The following is an 18,273-nucleotide window of genomic DNA, read 5'->3' on the forward strand; positions in this document are numbered from 1 at the left end:
AAGTGCGGGCGGCCGTTTCGTGTCCGGCTGCGCGCGAACGACTGACGGTCACGAACTTATCAATTGTCCAACATGGTTGGTTTGTTATGCACTACCCTGACCCGCGATGCGCCGCTGACTTCCTGAAATCTGGTGCAGGAAACAGTGAATCGGTTCCGGAACAGCAAGGAAACAACCGTGCACGCACGCAGCCTCGTCACCGCCCTCGGCGCGTTCGCCGCCGCCATCACCCTGGCCGCCGGTAACGCGCAGGCCATTCCCGCGCTGGCCGTCGACAGCGCGCGCGAGACCAATGGCAATGCCGTGATCACGATTTCGTATTTGTGTACCGGACCCGCCGCCGCCCTGTCGGTGACGGTGCGGGCGACGCCCTACCAGGGGTCCGGGGTCAATGGCAGCACCCTCGCACCGGTCGTGTGCGTCGGGCAGCCGCAGCAGGCCACGGTCACGGTCAATCCGGTGCAGCTGTTCGGGGAATCGGCCAAGTTCCAGTCGGGGGCGCTCACCGACGTGACGGTCACGGTGCTGGATCTGACCCTGAATTCGCCGGTCAACACCACCAAGAAGCGGATCGAACACCTCGGCTGAGCGAGACCGGTCGTCAGTACCTAATGACGACAGATTCCCGGTCGCCGCGATCTTCATAGCGTTGTCCTCATCAAGTTCACACGAACCGAGGAGAACGACGATGAGTGACATCACCGAACTCGTGCAGCGCTACCTGACCGCCTGGAACACCACCGACGCCGGGCAGCGGGCCGCGCTGGTCGCCGAACTGTTCACCGCGGACGCCGAATACACCGACCCGCTGGTGTCGGTGCGCGGGCACGCCGGACTCGACGCCACCATCGCCGCCGTGCAGGCGCAGTTCGCCGGGCTCGAGTTCACCCTCGGCGGGGCCGTGGACGCCAACCACCACATCGCCCGATTCACCTGGCACCTGGGCGCTCCCGGCGCGGAACCGCTGGTGATCGGCTTCGACGTGGCCGCCCTCGCCGCCGACGGACGCATCGAGCGCGTCTACGGCTTCCTCGACCAGGTCCCGGCCGGACTCTGATCCACGACCGGCCGGGCGGCACGCGACACCGCCCGGCCCTCCACCGAAACTTCGGTACGACAAGGGGATTCCCATGTTCTTCACCACTCCCACCGACGGCACCACTCTCGCCTACGAGGACTACGGCACCGGCGCACCGCTGGTCTTCATCTCCGGCTGGGCCCTGCCCACCGACATGTGGGAGTGCCAGGTGCCCTTCTTCCTCGAGCAGGGCTACCGCTGTGTCCTGCTCGACCGGCGCGGCCACGGCCGTTCGGACCGCCCGTCCGCCGGCTACGACACCGACACCCGCGCCGACGATCTCGCCGCACTGCTCGAACACCTGGACCTGCGGGACGCGACCCTGATCGCGCACTCCACCGGCGCGGCGGAAGCCGTCCGCTACCTCGCCCGCCACGGCGCGGACCGGGTATCGCGAATCGCCTTGCTGGGCCCCGCGATTCCGTACCTGCTCCAGACCGAGGACAACCCGATCGGCGTTCCCGCCGCGATGATCGACGCCTCCACCGCGGACCTGCGCGCCGACCGCGCCCAGTGGCTGGCGGACCGCGCCCAGGGCTACTTCGCCACCCACCTCGGCACCCGGGTCTCCCCCGCCGCCATCGAGGCCGAGGTGCGGCGCAGCATGAGCTGCTCCCCGATCGCGGCGCTCGAGGTCCAGAAGGCGGTGGCCCGCACCGACCACCGCGCCGATGTCGCCGCACTGACGGTGCCCACCCTGCTGCTGCACGGCCTGCACGACCAGTCCATCCCGATCGAGGTCAGCAGCCGCCAGGCCGTGCGGCTCTACCCCGAGGCGGTGCTGAAGGAGTACCCGACCGCCGGCCACGGGCTGTACCGGAGCCACGCCGACCAGGTGAACGCCGACCTCCTCGAGTTCGTCAAGGCGTGACGGCGCCGCGATCAATGCAGCTGCGCGGCAATTCCTTTCAACTCGCCGCGGGAAGTCACCCCGAGCTTCGGGTACGCCTTGTACAGGTGGTAGCCGACGGTGCGGTGGCTCAGGAACAGCTGGGCCGCGATATCGCGATTGGACAGGCCCTCGGCGGCCAGGCGGACGATCTGCAACTCCTGCGGGGTCAGGCCGGTGGCGGTCGTCCGCGCACCGGGGGGATCGGCGGCGGGGGCGCCCGCCGCCGACAGCTCGTGGCGGGCCCGCTCGGCCCACGGGCGCAGGTCCAGGCGATCGAAGACCTCGAGGGCCTCGGTCAGGTGGGTACGGGCCTCGGACTTGCGGCGGGCGCGGCGCAGCCATTCGCCGTACAGCAGTGCGGTGCGGGCGAATTCGATGGGGCGGGCCTCGCGATCATGGATCGCCAGGGCCCGGGTGTAGAGGTCCTCGGCGTGATCGTCGTCGAGCAGAGCGCGGCAGCGCAGTACCAAGGCCTCGGCCCAGGGCTGGCCCACCGATTCCGCCCAGCCTGCCAGCTTCGCGAACGGGGCGGCGGCGCGGTCCGGGGCTCCGAGCCGGACGGCGGCCTCGACCAGATCCGGAATCGAGCGGGTGGCGCAGATGTGGTGGCTGAAGGGGACTTTCGTCAAACGCTCGAAGCGGGACAGGGCGGGCTCGGCGCGGCCGGCGCCGAGCTCGAGCAAGCCCAGCGACCAGTGCGCCCAGGGCGCGCCGGGGGCGATCGATCCGGGGGTGTCGCCTTCCAGACCGAGGTCGGCGTGCGCACGGCATTCGGCCTCATCGCCGCGCAGGGCGTCGAGATGCGCCAGCACACTGCTGAGTTGGCGCACCCACTGCTGCTGGCCGGTGTCGCGGGCGAGGTCGCGGGCTTCGACGGTGGCGGTGCGCGCGTCGGTCAGGCGGCCGGTGAAGATATCGGCTTCGGCGGCGAAGAACAGCACGGTCGGCAAGCGGCCCGCGGCACCGGCGGCACGGTGCCGGGCCGCCAGGGATACGGCCAGATCGAAGGCGGGGCCGTCTTGGCCGCGGGCCAGGGCCACACCACACAGGATCAGCAGAACCTGGTCGGAAACCTCACCACGGGAACGGATCTCGGCGAGGGTCTCGGTGAGTGACAGCGGCGCGCCGGGGCCGGTGTCGAACAGTCGGCCCAGGAACCGCACGACCGGTGCCACGGCGGGTTCGTCCGTCAGACGTAGGTCGCCGAGGCGCTTCAGCACCTCGGTCAGTTCCGGCTCGCCCAGGTACCAGCCGGTGTGGATGGCCTGCACCAGCATTCCCGCGGCCTGCTCCGGATCGTCGGCGGCGATGCTCGCGGCCGCGTCGATCAGCAGCCGATGCGCCTCGGGGAACTCGCCCTGCCAGAACTTGGCCAGGGCCTGAACCTGGGAAAGACCGGCGCGCAACGATTCCGAGCTCACTTCCCGGGCGGTGCGGCGGGCCAGGTCTCCGGCCCGCTCGACATCACCCGATTCCAGGGCTGCCTGGGCGGCCAGGGCCTGTCGGCGCGTACGGTCCTCGGGCCCATCGCTCAGGCGCGCCGCGCGATCGTAGGCGGCGGCCGCCGCCGTGTGACCGCCGCGCTCACGAGCCCGAACGGCGGTGCGCTCCAAAGCATCCGCCACCTCGGCATCGGGACCCAGCGCCGCCGACGCCAGATGCCAGGCCCGCCGATCCGACTGCTCCGGCGCATCGAGGGCTTCGGCCAGGGCCCGGTGCGCGGCCAAGCGCTGTCCCAGCGGGGCACGTTGGTAGACGGCCGCGCGAATCAGGGGGTGGCGGAAGGTGATCGAGGTCCCGGAGCCGGGGCGCAGCAGATCCGCCGCTTCCGCGGGTGCGAGATCGTCGACCCCCGCGCCCAGGCTCGCCGATGCGCGCAGGATGACGGCGGCTTCACCGGATTCATCCGTGGCGAGCACGGTCAGCAGTGTTCGGGTCGCCTCCGGCAGGCGGCTGATCCGGCCGTGGAAGGCCAGGCGCAGCCGATCGGTCAGCGGCAGCGCGCCCGCGGCGAGATCGGGGGTGGCCTCGGCGGCCATGGCCAGCGGCAGTTCCCGCAGCGCGAGGGGGTTGCCGTGCGCTTCGGCCAGCAGCCGGTAGCGGACGGCCGGGGTGAGGTCGTGCTCATCGAGCAGGGCGGCGGCGGCCTCGGGTGACAGACCGGTCAGTCGCCGCTCGGTCAGGCCGACCGCCTCGAACGCGCCCTCCCCGTCCCGCACGCCGAACACCATGGCCACGCCCTCGGCCCGCAGCCGCCGGGCCGCGAACAGCAGCGCGTCCCGTGACGCCCGGTCCAGCCACTGCGCGTCGTCGACGACGACCAGTAGACCCGATCCGTCCGCGTACTCGGTGAGCAGCGACAACACCGCCAGTCCGGTGAGCATGGGTTCGCGACCGCCGGGGCCGAGCCCCAGCGCCGCCGACAAGGCCTCACGCTGCGGTTCCGGCAGGCCGGACAGCCGGTCCAACGCCGGGGACAGGAGTAATTGCAGACCGGCGAACGGCAGTTCCGCCTCCGCCTCCAGGCCGGTGCCGCGCAGCACCCGCAATCCCTCGGCACGCGCGGCGGCATCCTCCAGCAGCGCGGTCTTGCCGATCCCGGCCTCGCCGCGCAGTACCAGGACCGCGCTGCGACCCTCACGCACGCCGTCGATCAGCGCGCCGAGCGCCTGTTGCTCCTGCTCGCGTCCACGCAGCGGCGGAAGCTGTTCGGCCACGGTCGTTCTCACACCGTCCATCATGGCGGGTTACAGACCATGCGCCGCCGGGCCGGTGGGTACGGAAGATCGTGACCTGCCTCACTTTTCGATCTTTCCGGCAGTCATAGGCACTGGTGAGAGCGCATATTCAGCATCCCGCTCAGCGGTGAGACGCCCGATAATCGGATGAATCCTGTCGGACCCCGCCGGAATACTGGCCGCCGACCGATGAGTTGAGCGATCAGTACCCGTCTGCATCGATGTGGCACCCGGACGGCGATCACCGATTCCGCGGACCACCCACCCCTCGAACACGAACACCCCGGAGGTTTACCGATGCCCGCCGACTTATCCGCGAGCTCGACCAAGCAGCGGACACCAACGGTCATCCGGTTGCTGGTGCTCGCGACATTCACGGTCATCCTCAACGAGACCATCATGATCAACGCGATTCCGCGGCTCATGAACGATCTCCACGTGACCGAGCGGTCCGCGCAGTGGGTGTCCACCGTCTTCATGCTCACCATGGCCGCCGTCATTCCGGTGACCGGCTGGTTCCTGCAGCGGGTCTCCACCCGCCGCGCGTACGCCATCGCCATGGGCGTCTTCCTGGTCGGCACCGCGCTCGCCGCGGTCGCGCCGTCGTTCGCCGTGCTGCTGATCGCGCGCGTCATCCAGGCCGGCGGCACCGCCGTCATGATGCCGCTGCTGATGACCACGCTGATGACCGTGGTTCCCGAGCAGGATCGCGGCCGCGTGATGGGCAATGTCACCCTCGCCATCTCGGTGGCCCCGGCCATGGGACCGGTCATCTCCGGCGCGGTGCTCAACTACGGCTCCTGGCGCTGGCTGTTCGTGCTGGTGCTGCCGATCGCCGGAGCGGTGACCGTGTTCGGTCTGCGCAACCTGGAGAATGTCGGTGAGCCGCAGGCCGGTTCGATCGACTGGTTCAGTGTGGTGTTCGCGGGCTTCGGTTTCGGCGGTCTGGTGTACGGCCTGAGCAAGTTCGGTTCCGGCAGCGTCGCGACCCCCGCCCTGTTCGTGGCCGGTGGTCTGGCCCTGGTCGCCATCTTCGTGGTCCGTCAGATCTCGCTGCAGCGCAACGGCACCCCGCTGCTGGACCTGCGCGTCCTGCTGTCGGGCACCTACGCCAAGGCGCTGGTCCTGATGGCCGTGGCCTTCCTGGCCATGATGGGCTCGATGATCCTGCTGCCGCTGTACCTGCAGACCCTGCGGGAACTCACCCCGCTGCAGACCGGTCTGCTGGTCATGCCCGGCGGCCTGGCCATGGGTCTGCTCGGTCCCACCGTGGGCAAGATCTTCGACCGCTTCGGCGGACGGGTCCTGGTGATCCCCGGCTCGATCGGCATCACCGCCGCCCTGGTCGGCTTCACCCAGATCTCGCTCACCACCCCCTACGCCGCCCTGGTCGCCCTGCACATCCTGCTGATGGTGTCCCTGGCCGCCGCCTTCACCCCGGTCTTCACCCTGGGCCTGGGCGCGCTCCCCATGCACCTGTACTCCCACGGCAGCTCGATGCTCGGCACCCTCCAGCAGGTGGCCGCCGCCTTCGGCACCGCCCTGGTCATCACGGTCATGACCTCCCGCGCCACCCACCTGGTCGACGGCGGCGAGAACCCGCTCAACGCCCACCTCGACGGCATGCGCCTGGCCTTCCTGGTCTCGGCGGGCCTGGCGCTGATCGTCATCGTCATGGCGGTCCTGCTCCCCAACCGCTCCGACGCCCCGGCGCACGGCGAGCAGATCCCGGACACCCTGGACCAGCTCGACGACGCCCCGCAGCTGGTCAAGGACTGAATCCCGGTACCGAAAGCGCCCACGGCCGAACGCCGTGGGCGCTTTCGCATACCCCGCACCGTGTCGCGGAATCTCGGCATACGATTGGCGAACAGTCGGAGAGACAGGAGCCACCGATGACCAAGTTCCTCGTGCTCTACAAATCCGATCAGTCCGCTCGCGAACAGATCGCGCAGAGCACCCCCGAGGCGCTCGCGGCCGGGATGCAGGCCTGGATGGATTGGGCCGGGCGCGCCGGCGCCGCGCTCGTCGATCTCGGTTCACCCCTCGGACCGGGCTCGGTGAACGCCGATGGCGGTGTCGGCGGCTTCTCGATCCTGCAGGCCGATTCGGCCGGGGATCTCCAGAAGGTCCTGGAAGGCCATCCGCACACCGCATCGGGCGGCACCATCGAGGTCTATGAATTCCTCGCCATGCCCGGCATGTGACGGAGGGTCAGTGCACGCCCTCCATGTGGCGGCTGATCCACGGGGAGAGGGACCAGACGACGATGCCGACGACGATGGCCACCAGGCCGGTGATGCCGAAGTAGGCGAGTTCGCGGGAGGGGTCGTAGTACTTGGCGAGGACGCCGGACATGGAGGTGCCGATGCCGACCGAGAAGAAGTAGAGGGCCATCATCTGGGCTCGGAAGGCGTTGGGGGCCAGCTTGGTTGTGACCGACAGGCCGATCGGGGACAGCATGAGCTCGGAGACGGCGAAGGCGCCGAGGATGAAGAAGACGATGACGAAGGACACCGACTTGCCCTCGGTGCCGGAGAAGAGGGTGAACAGGAGGAAGGCGGCGCCCATGCCGATGACGCCGAGGGAGAACTTGCGCGGGGTGCTGGGGGCGCGCGTGCCGAGGCGGGTCCACATGATGGCGAACAGCGGCGACAGGGCGATGATCCAGACCGGTTCCATCGAGCCGATCCAGTTGGAGGGCGCGGTCCAGCCGAAGATGGACCAGGTCATGCGCTTGTCGGAGTAGGCCGACAGGACCGTGAAGATCTGCTGGAACAGCGACCAGAAGACGGCGTTGGCGATGAAGAGGGGCATGTAGGCGCGAACCCGGGTGCGCTCCACGGGGGTGACCTTGGCGCTGGTCAGCATGATGCCGAAGTAGACGATCGACGCGGCGGTGATGACGCCGGTGGTGACGTTGGGCAGGTTGGACAGCGTCACCAGCCCGGTGGCGGCGGCGATCGCGACGATCACCGCGAAGGCGGCCAGGACGGCGATCACCTTCGGGATCTCGGTGCGCGGCAACGGATTCGGGACGTCGCGGCCGTGCTCACCGAGGTTCTTGCGGAAGATGACGTACTGGGTGAGGCCGACCGCCATACCGACCGCCGCGGCGCCGAAGCCGAAGTGGAAGCCGATGTGGTCCTGCAGCAGGCCGGTGATCAGCGGGCCCGCGAAAGCGCCCAGGTTGATGCCCAGATAGAAGAGGGTGAAGCCGCCGTCCGCGCGCGGGTCGTCCTTGTCGTAGAGGGTGCCCAGCAGCGAGGAGGCGTTCGCCTTCAGACCACCCGAACCCAGCGCGACCAGCACCAGACCGACGCCGACACCGGCCAGTCCGGGCAGGATGGCCAGCGCGATGTGGCCGGCCATGACGATGACGCCGCCGTAGAAGACGGTCCGCTCGGAACCGAGCAGCCGGTCGGCCACCCACGCGCCGAGCACCGTCGACAGATAGACCAGACCGCCGTACGCGCCGACGATGCCGAGACCGGTCGACTGGGCCATGCCCAGGCCGCCGTCGGTGGTCGAATAGTACAGGTAGTAGCCGAGAATGGTGAGCATCCCGTAGAACGAGAACCGTTCCCACAACTCGACGCCGAACAAATTCGCGATACCGATGGGATGGCCGAACAGGGTCCGTTCAGTGGCCGGTTTCGCGTCGTGTGCTACTCCTGACATACCGAGACCCTCCCATATCGGGCAATCTGACAGCAACCTCACGAGTTAACCTACGTCACATTTTCCCAGGGGAAGGTCGGCCCGACCTCGACATCGGGCAAATGGCCTCGAACGCACTCGAAGAATGGCCTTATCAGGCAATCGAAAGCGCGATGCCGTCCAGGATGTCGTGCTCGCTGACAATAAGTTCGGAGATCCCGGCCCGCCGCGCCAGCTCATCCGCCAGCACCTCAGCAACCACAGCGCCACCGCCGATCACATCCACCCGGCCGGGGTGCATGGGCCCGAGCGCCGCCCGCTCGTCATGGTTCATGCCGATCAGCCGATCGCACACCTTGCGCAGGCCCGACAGCGGCATGCGGGTGAGATGCACTCGCTCCGAATCGTATTCGGGCAGATCCAGCGCGACCGCCGCGATCGTGGTCATGGTTCCGGCCACGCCCACCCAGGTGCGCGCCCGCTCCACCGGCACCACGCCGAAGGCCTGCGCCAGCCGCTCGGAGGCGAAGAACCGCGCGGACGCGACCTCCTCGCGGGTGGGCGGATTGCCGTGCAGGCAGCGCTCGGTGATCCGCACGCAACCGATATCGGCCGAATACGCCGACTGCACACCGGCGGCGTCGCCGAGCACCACCTCGGTGGACCCGCCGCCGAGATCGACCACCACGAAAGGCCCTGCGGCGCTGGACAGTTCGCCGACCGCGCCCGCGAACGACAGCCGCGCCTCCTCGTCACCGGTGATGACCTCGGCCTGCGCCCCGGTCACCACCCGGCCCAGTTCCTCGCCGGTCATGCCGAAGAAGTCCTCGCGGTTCGAGGCGTCGCGGGTGGCGGAGGTGGCGACCATCCGCACCCGCGTCACCCCGTGCTTCAGCATCAGGTCCACGTAGTCGCGCAGCGCGACCCGGGTCCGTTCGATCGCTTCGGGATTCAGCGCGCCGGTGGCGTCGACGCCCTGCCCCAAGCGCACGATCCGCATCTCGCGGTGCACGTCGGTGAGGTGCGGCGCGCCCGCCTCGTCGTGGGTGGCGTCGGCGATCAGCAGACGAATCGAATTGGTGCCGCAGTCGATCGCCGCGATCCGCTCGTGTCCTTCGGCCGCCGTGTCGCCGGCAGCCGCCGAGCTCTGGGCGAATTCCGCATTGCTCATCAGTGACCTCTGAATTCGAGTGGTGCCGAACGACTCCGGCGAACGCGCCGGGTCAGGCGTCGCCGGTGGCCGAATCGGTGCGGTACTGGTCGTATTTCGGCCAGTCGGCGGGGATGGCGGTGCCGCGCAGGCCGTGTTCGGCCGCCAGGGCGACGGCTTCGTCACCGAGCGTATTGAGCCCCGGCCCCTTGGCCAAGGAGTGGGCGATCAGGACGTGCAGGCACTTCACCCGGTCGGGCATGCCGCCCCCGGCGAAGTCGGTGCCCAGGTCCTCGATGGCATTGCGTTCGGCCAGGTAGCTGTCGTACGCGGCGCGGTAGGCGGCGGCCAGTTCCGGATCGCGGGTGAGGCGTTCGGACATGTCGCGCATCAAGCCCGTGGTCTCGAGCCGACTCGCTTCCGCGGTCAGCCGCGGGTCGGTCAGGTAGTACAGGGTCGGGAAGGGCGTGCCGTCGGGCAGCTTGGGCGCGGTCTTCACGACCGCGGGCAGGCCGTCGGGGGTGTGGTACGCGATGGCGAGCACGCCGCGCGGAGCCCGGCCCAGTTGCTCGGCGACGATCGCGAGATCGCGCTCGCTGGGTTCGTTCTCGGCTGCGGTCACCTGGGTTGTCCTTCCTCGGAGGGTATGGGCGGCGGGGGCGGCGCCGGGGTGGTGGTGGGTGCGGGAGCGGCGACCGGTTGCGGCGACGAGATGCTGCGCCACACCTGCGTGTACCAGGGGTCGGGCTCCCGCGGTTTGGCGGGCTGGGTCGGGATGGCCGGCTGCTCGATCTCGGGGATCTGCACGATGTAGGGGGTGTCCCCCGGCATCACCAGGCGCAGGCGGTCCCGGGCCTCGGCCTTGATGTAGTTCGGATCCTGTTGCTGCGCACGGCGATCACGCAGCACCGAGACTTCCTCTTCCAGCTGACGGTGCTGGGTGGCCAGTTCGGCGGCATCGGTGCGCTGGGTGAAATAGGTGCGCAGCGGGACCGCCAGGGTGAGCGCCAGGCCCGCCAATACCGCGGCCAGCAGGACCGCGCGACCCGTGGAAAGGCCCAGGATCTTGCGTTCGTGCCGTTCGGAATTCGCGGCGGGCGTGGTGCGGCGCTTGGCCGTGGCCTTGGCCGCGCTCCGAGTCTTGCTCGCGACCTTGGCGGCCGCGCCGGACTTGGATGCCGCGGTGGCGGTTTCGGTCCGCTTCCCGCCCGAGGCGGTCTTGGACCGGGTGGAGCGCGACGGGCGCCGGTCACTTCGTCCCGCAGGACTGGTACCGCGCGCCCGTCGCTCCGTCATCTCACACCTCGAAAGTCAGCTGATCGATTGCCTTCTCAGCCTTCGACTATGTCAGCCTTCGAACGCGAAACGCGGGAAGGCCGCGTCACCGGCGTAGCGCGCCGAGTCGCCCAGGGCGTCCTCGATACGCAGCAGCTGGTTGTACTTGGCGACACGCTCGGAACGAGCCGGGGCGCCGGTCTTGATCTGGCCGGAGCCGACGGCCACGGCCAGGTCGGCGATGGTGGTGTCCTCGGTCTCGCCGGACCGGTGACTCATCATCGTCTTGTAGCCGTTGCGGTGGGCCAGGTCGACCGCGTCCAGGGTCTCGGTCAGGGTGCCGATCTGGTTGACCTTCACCAGCAGCGCGTTGGCCGCGCCCTTGGCGATGCCCTCTTCCAGGCGGTCCGGGTTGGTGACGAACAGGTCGTCGCCGACCAGCTGCACCTTGTCGCCGATCTGGTCGGTCAGCGAGACCCAGCCGTCCCAGTCGTCCTCGGACAGCGGGTCCTCGATCGAGACGATCGGGTAGTTGCCCAGCAGGCCGGCGTAGAAGTCCGACATCTCGGCCGCGGTGTGCAGCTTGCCCTCGAACTTGTAACCCTCACCGGTGGTGTAGAACTCGGTGGCGGCCACGTCGAGCGCCAGCGCGATCTCGCTGCCCAGCTTGAAACCGGCCTTCTCGATCGCGGAGACGATCAGGTCCAGGGCGGCGCGAGTGTTGGCGACCGACGGCGCGAAACCGCCCTCGTCGCCCAGGCCGGTGGACAGGCCCTGAGCCTTCAGCACCGACTTCAGCGTGTGGTAGACCTCGGCACCCCAGCGCAGCGACTCCTTGAAGGTCGGCGCGCCGATGGGGGCGATCATGAACTCCTGGACGTCGACGCCGGAGTCGGCGTGCGCGCCACCATTGAGGATGTTCATCATCGGGACGGGCAGCACGTGGGCGTTCGGGCCGCCGACGTAGCGGAACAGCTCCAGGCCCGAGGACTCGGCGGCGGCGCGGGCCACGGCCAGCGACACGCCGAGCAGGGCGTTCGCGCCCAGGCGCGACTTGTCCGGGGTGCCATCCAGATCCAGCAGGGTCTGGTCGACGGTGCGCTGCTCGACGGCGTCGAGACCGATCACGGCCGGGGCGATCTCGTCGAGGACGCCCTCGACGGCCTTCTGCACACCCTTGCCCTGGTAGCGGTCGCCACCGTCACGCAGCTCGACGGCCTCGTGCTCACCGGTGGACGCGCCGGAGGGCACGGCCGCGCGGGTGAGGGTGCCGTCGTCGAGAGCGATCTCGACCTCGACAGTGGGGTTGCCACGAGAATCCAGGATCTCGCGAGCTCCGACCTGTTCGATGATGGCCACGAAACGACACTCCTTCGGCTGCTGACTCGGCAGGTCGCACGGCTATCCCCGTGCTGCCGAAAAGCCTAGCAGTGCGCAATTCGACTTCTGGGCCTCACTCCGGGACCGGTCAGACGGTGCGGCCCACACTGTAGGCGGCGGCGCGATACCGGACGGTATTCATGTAGCTGGTGGATTGGTTATAGGTGAGCAGAGCCTGCTGCCAACCGGGGGCGGCGGTCAGATCGCCACCCATGGCGCAGAGGTAGCGGGCGGCGGTGAGGGCGGCGTCGTCGATGTTGTCGGGATCGATCTTTCCGTCGCCGTTGGCGTCCACGCCCCAGCGCTGCCAGGTCTCGGGGATGAACTGGAACGGGCCCATGGCGCGGGCGTAGACCGGGTTCGCGTCGGTGGCGCCGACATCGAGGATGCGGGCGCGGCCCGGCGAACCGTCCAGGGCCAGGCCGCGGATCGGGGGCGACACCGTGCCGTCGTCGGCGATGCGGGAACCGGCGTGGGTGCCGTGCCGACTCTCGACGCTGGCGATGCCCGCCAGGGTGGTCCAGCCGATCCCGCACTCGGGCCTGGAACGGGCCATCACCGCGGCCGCGTACCCGTACGCCTCGAGCGCGAGCACCGGGATGCCGGTCGATTCGCGCTGTTCCTTCGCCCAGTCGCGGAGCTGAATCGCGGTGCGGCCCGGGGCATCCAGATCGATCGCGGGCACCGGCGCCCCCGCTCGGGGCGGCATGTCGTCGGGCACCGGCGTGAGATGGGTTGTCCCGCAACCGGTCAGCACGAGCAGAGCGACGGCCGCGCCCACCAGGCCGGCGCGGGTCAGCGGGGCCCGGAGCCCGGCCATTCGGATACGCACACCGTTCATCATCCAGATGGATCGGCACGCAGGCGAGAAACGTCAACGCGGTTCGCCCGAACGAGACCGATTCGATTACCCTCCGCGCGGGAATCCTATACGCATTCGCTATTTCTACGACACACCGTTAGGTAAGCCTTGCCAAATTAATGCGGGGGCAATACCGTCTTCGGTCGAGCCGAGATCACCATGTCACCGCCCCAGCCAGGAAGGCCCTTCCCTTGGTGAAAAGCGTTCTCTCCGAACGTCACCCGCTCCACCCCGACCACCCCGACCAGCTCGAACGCCGCGATCTGCCGGAAGCCGCGACCCGGGCCATCCGCTACCTCGCCGCTGAGATCGCGGTCACAGTGGGCGCCACGCCGGAGATCGCAGCCACCCTCTCGCATCCGGTCCTGGTGCGCCACATCGACGCCAAATACGGCAGGTTGCCCGACGTCGTGCACGAGGCCATGCGCCCGCCCGCCACCGCCGCGGGCGTCGCGGTGATCGGCCGGCTACCGATCGACGAGGATGTGCTCGGCCCGACCCCGTTCAACTGGGAGGAGGCCGCGCGCTGGGCCGGCGAACGCTCGCGGCGAGCCGGGTCGTTCGAACTCGACATCGCCATGCTGCTGCTGGCCCGGTGCGCCGGTGAGCCGTTCGGCTGGCACGGGCAGCAGGCCGGGCGGCTGGTGAACAACATCCTGCCCACCCCCGGCCACGAACATGAGCAGTCCGGGGCCAGCAGCACCGCGCTGCTCAGCCCGCACACCGAGGACGCCTTCCACCCCGAGCGCGCCAACCTGCTGATGCTGGGCTGCCTGCGCAACCCCGATCTGGTCGCCACCACCGTGTCCTCGATCCGGCAGGTGGAACTCGATGCGGCGCAATGGGACATCCTGCGTACAGCCCGGCTGCCGATCCTGCCCGACGTCTCCTACGGCGAGGATTTCGGCGGCCGGTCCGCGCCGCCGATCCCCACCGTCGGGGCCGACACCGACGGGCCGACACTGCGTTTCGACCCCGCGTACACCCCGATCGACCGGGCCGACGACGAATTTCGTTGTGCCTACCAGCATTTGACCAGCGAATTGCACCGTGTAAGTCGCGCGGTCGCTTTGGCTCCCGGCGAGCTATTGCTGGTGGACAATGATTCCGTGGTCCACGGCAGGGTGCCTTTCGCGCCGCATTACGACGGCACCGACCGCTGGCTCAAGCGGGTGAATATCCGTCTGCCCCAGCGCCGCCGCGCCGCGGCCGAAGCCGAGGAGGACGGCTACGGTCAGCGCGTGATCGCTCCCTTCAGCACGACCAGAGGACAGCGCCCGTGAACTACCGCCCCACCCCGCTCCGGGTGCTCAGCCGCAGCGATCTGGCGGATGTCCCGATCAGCCCCGCCGAGGTGGTGCGCGCCGTCGAGGACGCGTATCTCGCACTGGCGGGCGGTGATTCGGACAACCCGCGGAAGCTGAGCGTGGCGCACCCGGACGGCTGGTCGGTCGCGTACGCCATGCTGGGCCGCGACGGCCGCCGCCGGGTGGTGGCGATGAAGACCAGCTACAAGTTCGATCCGCACCACGACCGCTCCAACAAGCGGTACTTCACCACCATCTCGCTCTACGACGACTCCACGGGAACGCCCATCGCGCTGATGGATTGCGCCCGCGTCGGCGCGCTGCGCACACCCGCGGTCTCGGCTCTGCTGGTGCGCGAATGCGTCCGGCCGGGCGCGCGCAGCGCGCTGCTGATCGGCACCGGCACCCAGGGGCGCAACGCGCTGCCCCACCTGCTGGCGGCGAACCCGCAACTGAACCGACTCATGCTCTATGGCACCCACCCCGAAGGCCGGGAAGCCGTGTATCAGCAACTGCTGCACCACCATCCGCACGCGGAACTGGAGACCGTCGACGACCCCAACGCGGCCGCGCGGGAGGCGGACGTCGTCCTCGCCACCGCGGGTCCGGGCACCCGGGTCGCCATCGACTCCGAGGATCTCGCGCCCGGCTCGACCGTGGTGCTGGTCGGCTACGGCCTCGCCCCCTCCACGCTGGTGCACGCCGATCGCGTGATCGCCACCAGCGCCGAGCAGATGGCGCTCACCGGAACCGATATGGCGGGCCCGGACGGCCGACTACGCCGGGTCGACGCCGAGCTACCCCAGATCCTGGGACATCGCGCCGTCGGCCGGATCTCCGATGACGAACGAATCTTCGTGTACAACAGCGGGCTGGTGCTCACCGATATCGCCGTCGCCCACGCGCTGGCCAATCGCGCCATCGCCGAGGGACGCGGCACCGAGGTTTCGCTCTGGGACTGATCGCCGGAATTGACCGGCTGGATTCGCCTCAGAAATTCACCCGAAACGGCTATTCGCGACATTGATCCAATCGATAACCGCTCGGGTCTAACGTTTCGAACGACACACTCCCATGCATGTCGGCTATCGCCGCGCCCGAGAGGCAGCCCCCGCGCGCCCGAAAGGAAAAATGTCCGCCTCCACCGAGACCGTGGTCGCCCCTCCCGGTATCTCCACCATTACCGCCAGCCCGATGCCCGCGCACCGACACGCCTGGGAACAGGGGCTACTCGACCACCCGGAGGCGCTGCGGCAAATCGCCCGGCAGATCGACGGACCGTTCCACGTCATGTACCCCGAGCAGGTCGTGGAGAACATTCGAGGATTCCAGCGGGTATTCACCCGGGCCGGAGTGCGGGGCTCTGTCTACTACGGGAAGAAGGCCAACAAGGCCGACTGCGTCGTCCGCGCCTGCGCCGAGGCCGGCTGCGGCGTCGATGTCGCCAGCGTCGACGAGCTGAACGACGCCATCCGGGGCGGCATCCCCGGGACCGACCTGATGGTCACCGGACCGGCGAAATCGGATCGGCTGCTCGAACTCGCGACCCGGGCGCGGGCGCTGATCGCGGTCGACGACCTGGACGAGCTCACGCGACTGAGCAAGTTCGCGGAACCGAGCCGGGTCCTGCTGCGCGTGCTGCCCCCGGGCTCCACCAGCCGGTTCGGGCTGACCGAGCCGGAATTGGACCTCGCCCTCACCGAGATCGATCGCAACGTCGTTCACCTGCACGGCTTCAGTTTTCACCTCTCCGGCTACGAGGCGGCCCCGCGCGCGGCGCTCACCCACGCGCTGATCGAACGCTGCCGCAAGGCCCGCGTGCTCGACCATCCGATCAGCACCATCTCGATCGGCGGCGGCTTCGGCGTGGACTACGTCTCCGGCGACGACTGGGATGCCTTCCGCAAGGGCGTGAATCCACGCTGGTTCCACGGTGACCGGGCCCCCGGCGCGGGCTCCTACTACCCGTATCACTGCCCGGTGCCCGGGCCCGCCATGCTCGCCACCATCCTCGGAACCGACGACCTCGCGGACACGTTGCGCGAAACCGGCATTCGGCTGGCGATCGAACCCGGGCGGGCGCTGCTGGACCGCGCGGGCAGCACGGTATTCGGGATCCAGGGCGTCAAAACGCGGTACGCGCACGGCGTCCCATACGACATTCTCACCGCCAACGGGACCAGCCTCAGCCTTTCCGAACAATGGTTCAACAGTGAATACCTGCCCGACCCGGTGCTGTGGCCGCAACGCCCGGGAAATCTCACCCCGACCTGCGTCGGCGGGTCGTCCTGCCTCGAAGATGACATGCTGAGCCGGCGCCGGATCCCGCTCCCCCGGCCCGCCACCACCGATGATCTGCTCATTTACCCGAATACCGCCGGTTATCAGATGGACAGCAACGAGTCCTCATTTCACGGGCTTCCCATTCCGCCGAAGGTAGTCTTGCGAAGCTCGCCGGATCGACGACAATTCAATTGGCACCTCGATTCCGCTCTCGACGCGTTCTGAACCGTTTTCAGTCACCGCCCCGCGCCCCGCTCCAGCGACCTTCCCGAGGAGAAACACTCGATGCCGGTTATCGCCAGGCGAGTGTCCGAGCTGATCGGCCGGACCCCGCTGTTCGAGCTGGCCGTCAGCCCGGCCACCGGGACACGGCTGTTCCTGAAACTCGAGACCATGAACCCGACCGGGACCGCCAAGATCCGGATGGCCCGGGCCATGGTGCTGGACGCGGAACGGCGCGGGCAGTTGGGGCCGGGCGGGCACATCATCGAATCGACCTCCGGCAATACGGGTTTGGGGCTGGCGGTGGTCGCGCGCGAACGCGGGTACCGCTTCACCGCGGTGGTCGACCATCACGCGTGCAAGGCCAAGCTGAACGCCATGCGGGCCATGGGCGCGACGCTCGAATTCGTCTCCGACGAGGGTGACGACGGGCTGTCCACCTCCGCGCGGGAGGAGCGGGCGGCGGAGATGGCCGAGCAGACCGGCGCGTACTTCCCGGCGCAGCACGCCAATCCGGCCAATGGCGTCGGATATGTCGCGCTCGCCGGGGAATTGGTGGCCGACCTCGGACACGTCGACGTGCTGGTGGCGGCGGTCGGGACCGGCGGATCCCTGTTCGGGACGGCACGGGGGCTGCGGGAGAAGGGTTGTGATCCGCGGCTGATCGGCGTCGAGCCGGAAGGGTCCATCGCTTTCGGCGGGCCCGGGCACGACTACTGGCAGTCCGGGACCGGGACCCCGATCGGCGCGGAACCCGGGGTGCACGTGGATCAGGACCTCCATCTGATCGACGAGCGGGACCGGGTGAAGGTGTCGGACGTGAACGCCTTCGCCACCACCCGCGCGCTCGCCGCCCGGCTGGGACTGCTGATCGGCGGGTCGTCGGGCAGCTCGGTGTACGCGGCGCTCACCCGGATCGACGAATTCCCCTGCCACTCCACGGTTGTCGTGATCATCAACGACGACGGCGAGAAGTACCTCGACACCGTCTTAGACGACGAGTGGATGAGCGACCGCGACCTGCTCGACACCGAACGCGAATCCGAGATCGCGCGCCTGCTCGAGACCCACCGGCCCGCCGCCCGCCCCGACCCGCGCGAGCGCGCGGCGCTGCGGCACCTGCACTACGCGCTGCCCGACGACTACGCCGTCGAACGCGGCCTCACCGGACGGCCGCTGCGCGACTACGCCGACCAGAAGGTGCCCGAGGCCGGTCTGATCCACCAGCTGGAACTGGCCGACATGCCCGCCCACGAGATCGGGGAGCTGCTCGCCGCCGGCGACACCGGACTGGTCTGCCTCGCCCTCGACAAGTACCGGCAGCGGCTCGAGGACCAGGCCGCCATGGTCGCGCAACTGCTCTCGAAACTCCGTGGCACCACGCCCGAACCGTCCGGCACCCACACCATCCTGGTGCCGGACGCCA

At 69.1% G+C, this 18,273-nt stretch carries 15 protein-coding genes and 1 pseudogene; 9 read left to right on the forward strand and 7 right to left on the reverse strand.

Translation table 11 applies throughout. The features are described 5' to 3' along the window. The first annotated feature begins 177 nt into the window (after positions 1–177). The 3 genes from ACFV4K_RS14815 (at position 178) to ACFV4K_RS14825 (ending at position 1,949) form a co-directional block, all read left to right on the forward strand. A complete protein-coding gene (locus ACFV4K_RS14815) occupies positions 178–588 on the forward strand; it encodes a hypothetical protein (protein ID WP_379275152.1) in 411 nt (136 codons plus the stop codon). Between the two features lie 100 nt (positions 589–688). Further along, on the forward strand, positions 689–1,057 hold the full coding sequence (locus ACFV4K_RS14820; protein WP_379275154.1) for a nuclear transport factor 2 family protein: 369 nt from the start codon (positions 689–691) through the stop codon (positions 1,055–1,057). Between the two features lie 73 nt (positions 1,058–1,130). Next, positions 1,131–1,949 carry an alpha/beta fold hydrolase gene (locus ACFV4K_RS14825; RefSeq protein ID WP_379275155.1) on the forward strand — a complete coding sequence of 273 codons (819 nt, stop codon included), beginning with the start codon at positions 1,131–1,133 and terminating at the stop codon, positions 1,947–1,949. A gap of 11 nt (positions 1,950–1,960) precedes the next feature. Here ACFV4K_RS14825 and ACFV4K_RS14830 read toward each other — a convergent pair whose 3' ends face one another. Continuing rightward, the gene (locus tag ACFV4K_RS14830; protein WP_379275157.1) at positions 1,961–4,699 is read right to left on the reverse strand and encodes an AAA family ATPase; all 2,739 of its coding nucleotides are present in this window, start codon (positions 4,697–4,699) and stop codon (positions 1,961–1,963) included. Between the two features lie 306 nt (positions 4,700–5,005). Here ACFV4K_RS14830 and ACFV4K_RS14835 point away from each other — a divergent pair, with 306 nt between their 5' ends. Together ACFV4K_RS14835 and ACFV4K_RS14840 are read left to right on the forward strand one after the other, a co-directional pair. After that, positions 5,006–6,487 carry an MDR family MFS transporter gene (locus ACFV4K_RS14835; RefSeq protein WP_379275159.1) on the forward strand — a complete coding sequence of 494 codons (1,482 nt, stop codon included), beginning with the start codon at positions 5,006–5,008 and terminating at the stop codon, positions 6,485–6,487. Between the two features lie 116 nt (positions 6,488–6,603). Further along, complete coding sequence (locus ACFV4K_RS14840; protein ID WP_379275160.1) at positions 6,604–6,915, forward strand: hypothetical protein; 312 nt, start codon at positions 6,604–6,606, stop codon at positions 6,913–6,915. 7 nt (positions 6,916–6,922) lie between these two features. Here ACFV4K_RS14840 and ACFV4K_RS14845 read toward each other — a convergent pair whose 3' ends face one another. The 6 genes from ACFV4K_RS14845 to ACFV4K_RS14870 all read right to left on the reverse strand — a co-directional run bounded on the left by ACFV4K_RS14845 (position 6,923) and on the right by ACFV4K_RS14870 (position 13,014). Continuing rightward, positions 6,923–8,389 (reverse strand): peptide MFS transporter, encoded by a 1,467-nt coding sequence (locus ACFV4K_RS14845; RefSeq protein WP_379275162.1) that lies wholly within the window; start codon positions 8,387–8,389, stop codon positions 6,923–6,925. 133 nt (positions 8,390–8,522) lie between these two features. Then, entirely contained in the window at positions 8,523–9,539 is a 1,017-nt protein-coding gene (locus tag ACFV4K_RS14850) for an exopolyphosphatase (RefSeq protein WP_379275163.1), read from the reverse strand. 52 nt (positions 9,540–9,591) lie between these two features. Further along, entirely contained in the window at positions 9,592–10,140 is a 549-nt protein-coding gene (locus ACFV4K_RS14855; protein ID WP_357280342.1) for a DUF501 domain-containing protein, read from the reverse strand. Next, positions 10,137–10,814 (reverse strand): septum formation initiator family protein, encoded by a 678-nt coding sequence (locus ACFV4K_RS14860; RefSeq protein WP_379275167.1) that lies wholly within the window; start codon positions 10,812–10,814, stop codon positions 10,137–10,139. Before ACFV4K_RS14860 ends, ACFV4K_RS14855 begins: the two co-directional genes overlap by 4 nt. Before the next feature lie 51 nt (positions 10,815–10,865). Further along, positions 10,866–12,152 (reverse strand): phosphopyruvate hydratase, encoded by a 1,287-nt coding sequence (gene eno, locus ACFV4K_RS14865; RefSeq protein ID WP_357091949.1) that lies wholly within the window; start codon positions 12,150–12,152, stop codon positions 10,866–10,868. A gap of 109 nt (positions 12,153–12,261) precedes the next feature. Further along, positions 12,262–13,014: a lytic transglycosylase domain-containing protein gene (locus tag ACFV4K_RS14870; RefSeq protein WP_379275169.1), complete on the reverse strand. Its 753-nt coding sequence runs from the start codon at positions 13,012–13,014 to the stop codon at positions 12,262–12,264. Between the two features lie 215 nt (positions 13,015–13,229). Here ACFV4K_RS14870 and ACFV4K_RS14875 point away from each other — a divergent pair, with 215 nt between their 5' ends. The 4 genes and pseudogenes from ACFV4K_RS14875 to ACFV4K_RS14890 form a co-directional block, all read left to right on the forward strand. Next, the gene (locus tag ACFV4K_RS14875; protein WP_379275204.1) at positions 13,230–14,318 is read left to right on the forward strand and encodes a TauD/TfdA family dioxygenase; all 1,089 of its coding nucleotides are present in this window, start codon (positions 13,230–13,232) and stop codon (positions 14,316–14,318) included. A gap of 23 nt (positions 14,319–14,341) precedes the next feature. Beyond that, positions 14,342–15,304, forward strand: coding sequence for an ornithine cyclodeaminase family protein (locus ACFV4K_RS14880; protein ID WP_379275205.1), 963 nt, complete (start codon positions 14,342–14,344; stop codon positions 15,302–15,304). Positions 15,305–15,473: 169 nt separating this feature from the next. After that, entirely contained in the window at positions 15,474–16,850 is a 1,377-nt protein-coding gene (locus tag ACFV4K_RS14885; RefSeq protein WP_379275171.1) for an alanine racemase, read from the forward strand. 60 nt (positions 16,851–16,910) lie between these two features. Then, positions 16,911–17,942: pseudogene (locus tag ACFV4K_RS14890) on the forward strand (PLP-dependent cysteine synthase family protein); the annotation flags it as partial. Positions 17,943–18,273: the final 331 nt, after the last annotated feature.

The sequence above is a fragment of the Nocardia sp. NPDC059764 genome, assembly GCF_042732555.1.
Classification (GTDB): Bacteria; Actinomycetota; Actinomycetes; order Mycobacteriales; family Mycobacteriaceae; genus Nocardia.

Excerpts from the sequence above, each read along its gene's own strand:
- ACFV4K_RS14835 (WP_379275159.1), top strand. The coding sequence starts at position 5,006 with ATGCCCGCCGACTTATCCGCGAGCTCGACCAAGCAGCGGACACCAACG.
- ACFV4K_RS14870 (WP_379275169.1), bottom strand. The coding sequence starts at position 13,014 with ATGAACGGTGTGCGTATCCGAATGGCCGGGCTCCGGGCCCCGCTGACC.
- ACFV4K_RS14860 (WP_379275167.1), bottom strand. The coding sequence starts at position 10,814 with ATGACGGAGCGACGGGCGCGCGGTACCAGTCCTGCGGGACGAAGTGAC.
- ACFV4K_RS14825 (WP_379275155.1), top strand. The coding sequence starts at position 1,131 with ATGTTCTTCACCACTCCCACCGACGGCACCACTCTCGCCTACGAGGAC.
- ACFV4K_RS14850 (WP_379275163.1), bottom strand. The coding sequence starts at position 9,539 with ATGAGCAATGCGGAATTCGCCCAGAGCTCGGCGGCTGCCGGCGACACG.
- ACFV4K_RS14840 (WP_379275160.1), top strand. The coding sequence starts at position 6,604 with ATGACCAAGTTCCTCGTGCTCTACAAATCCGATCAGTCCGCTCGCGAA.
- ACFV4K_RS14820 (WP_379275154.1), top strand. The coding sequence starts at position 689 with ATGAGTGACATCACCGAACTCGTGCAGCGCTACCTGACCGCCTGGAAC.
- ACFV4K_RS14845 (WP_379275162.1), bottom strand. The coding sequence starts at position 8,389 with ATGTCAGGAGTAGCACACGACGCGAAACCGGCCACTGAACGGACCCTG.
- ACFV4K_RS14885 (WP_379275171.1), top strand. The coding sequence starts at position 15,474 with ATGTCCGCCTCCACCGAGACCGTGGTCGCCCCTCCCGGTATCTCCACC.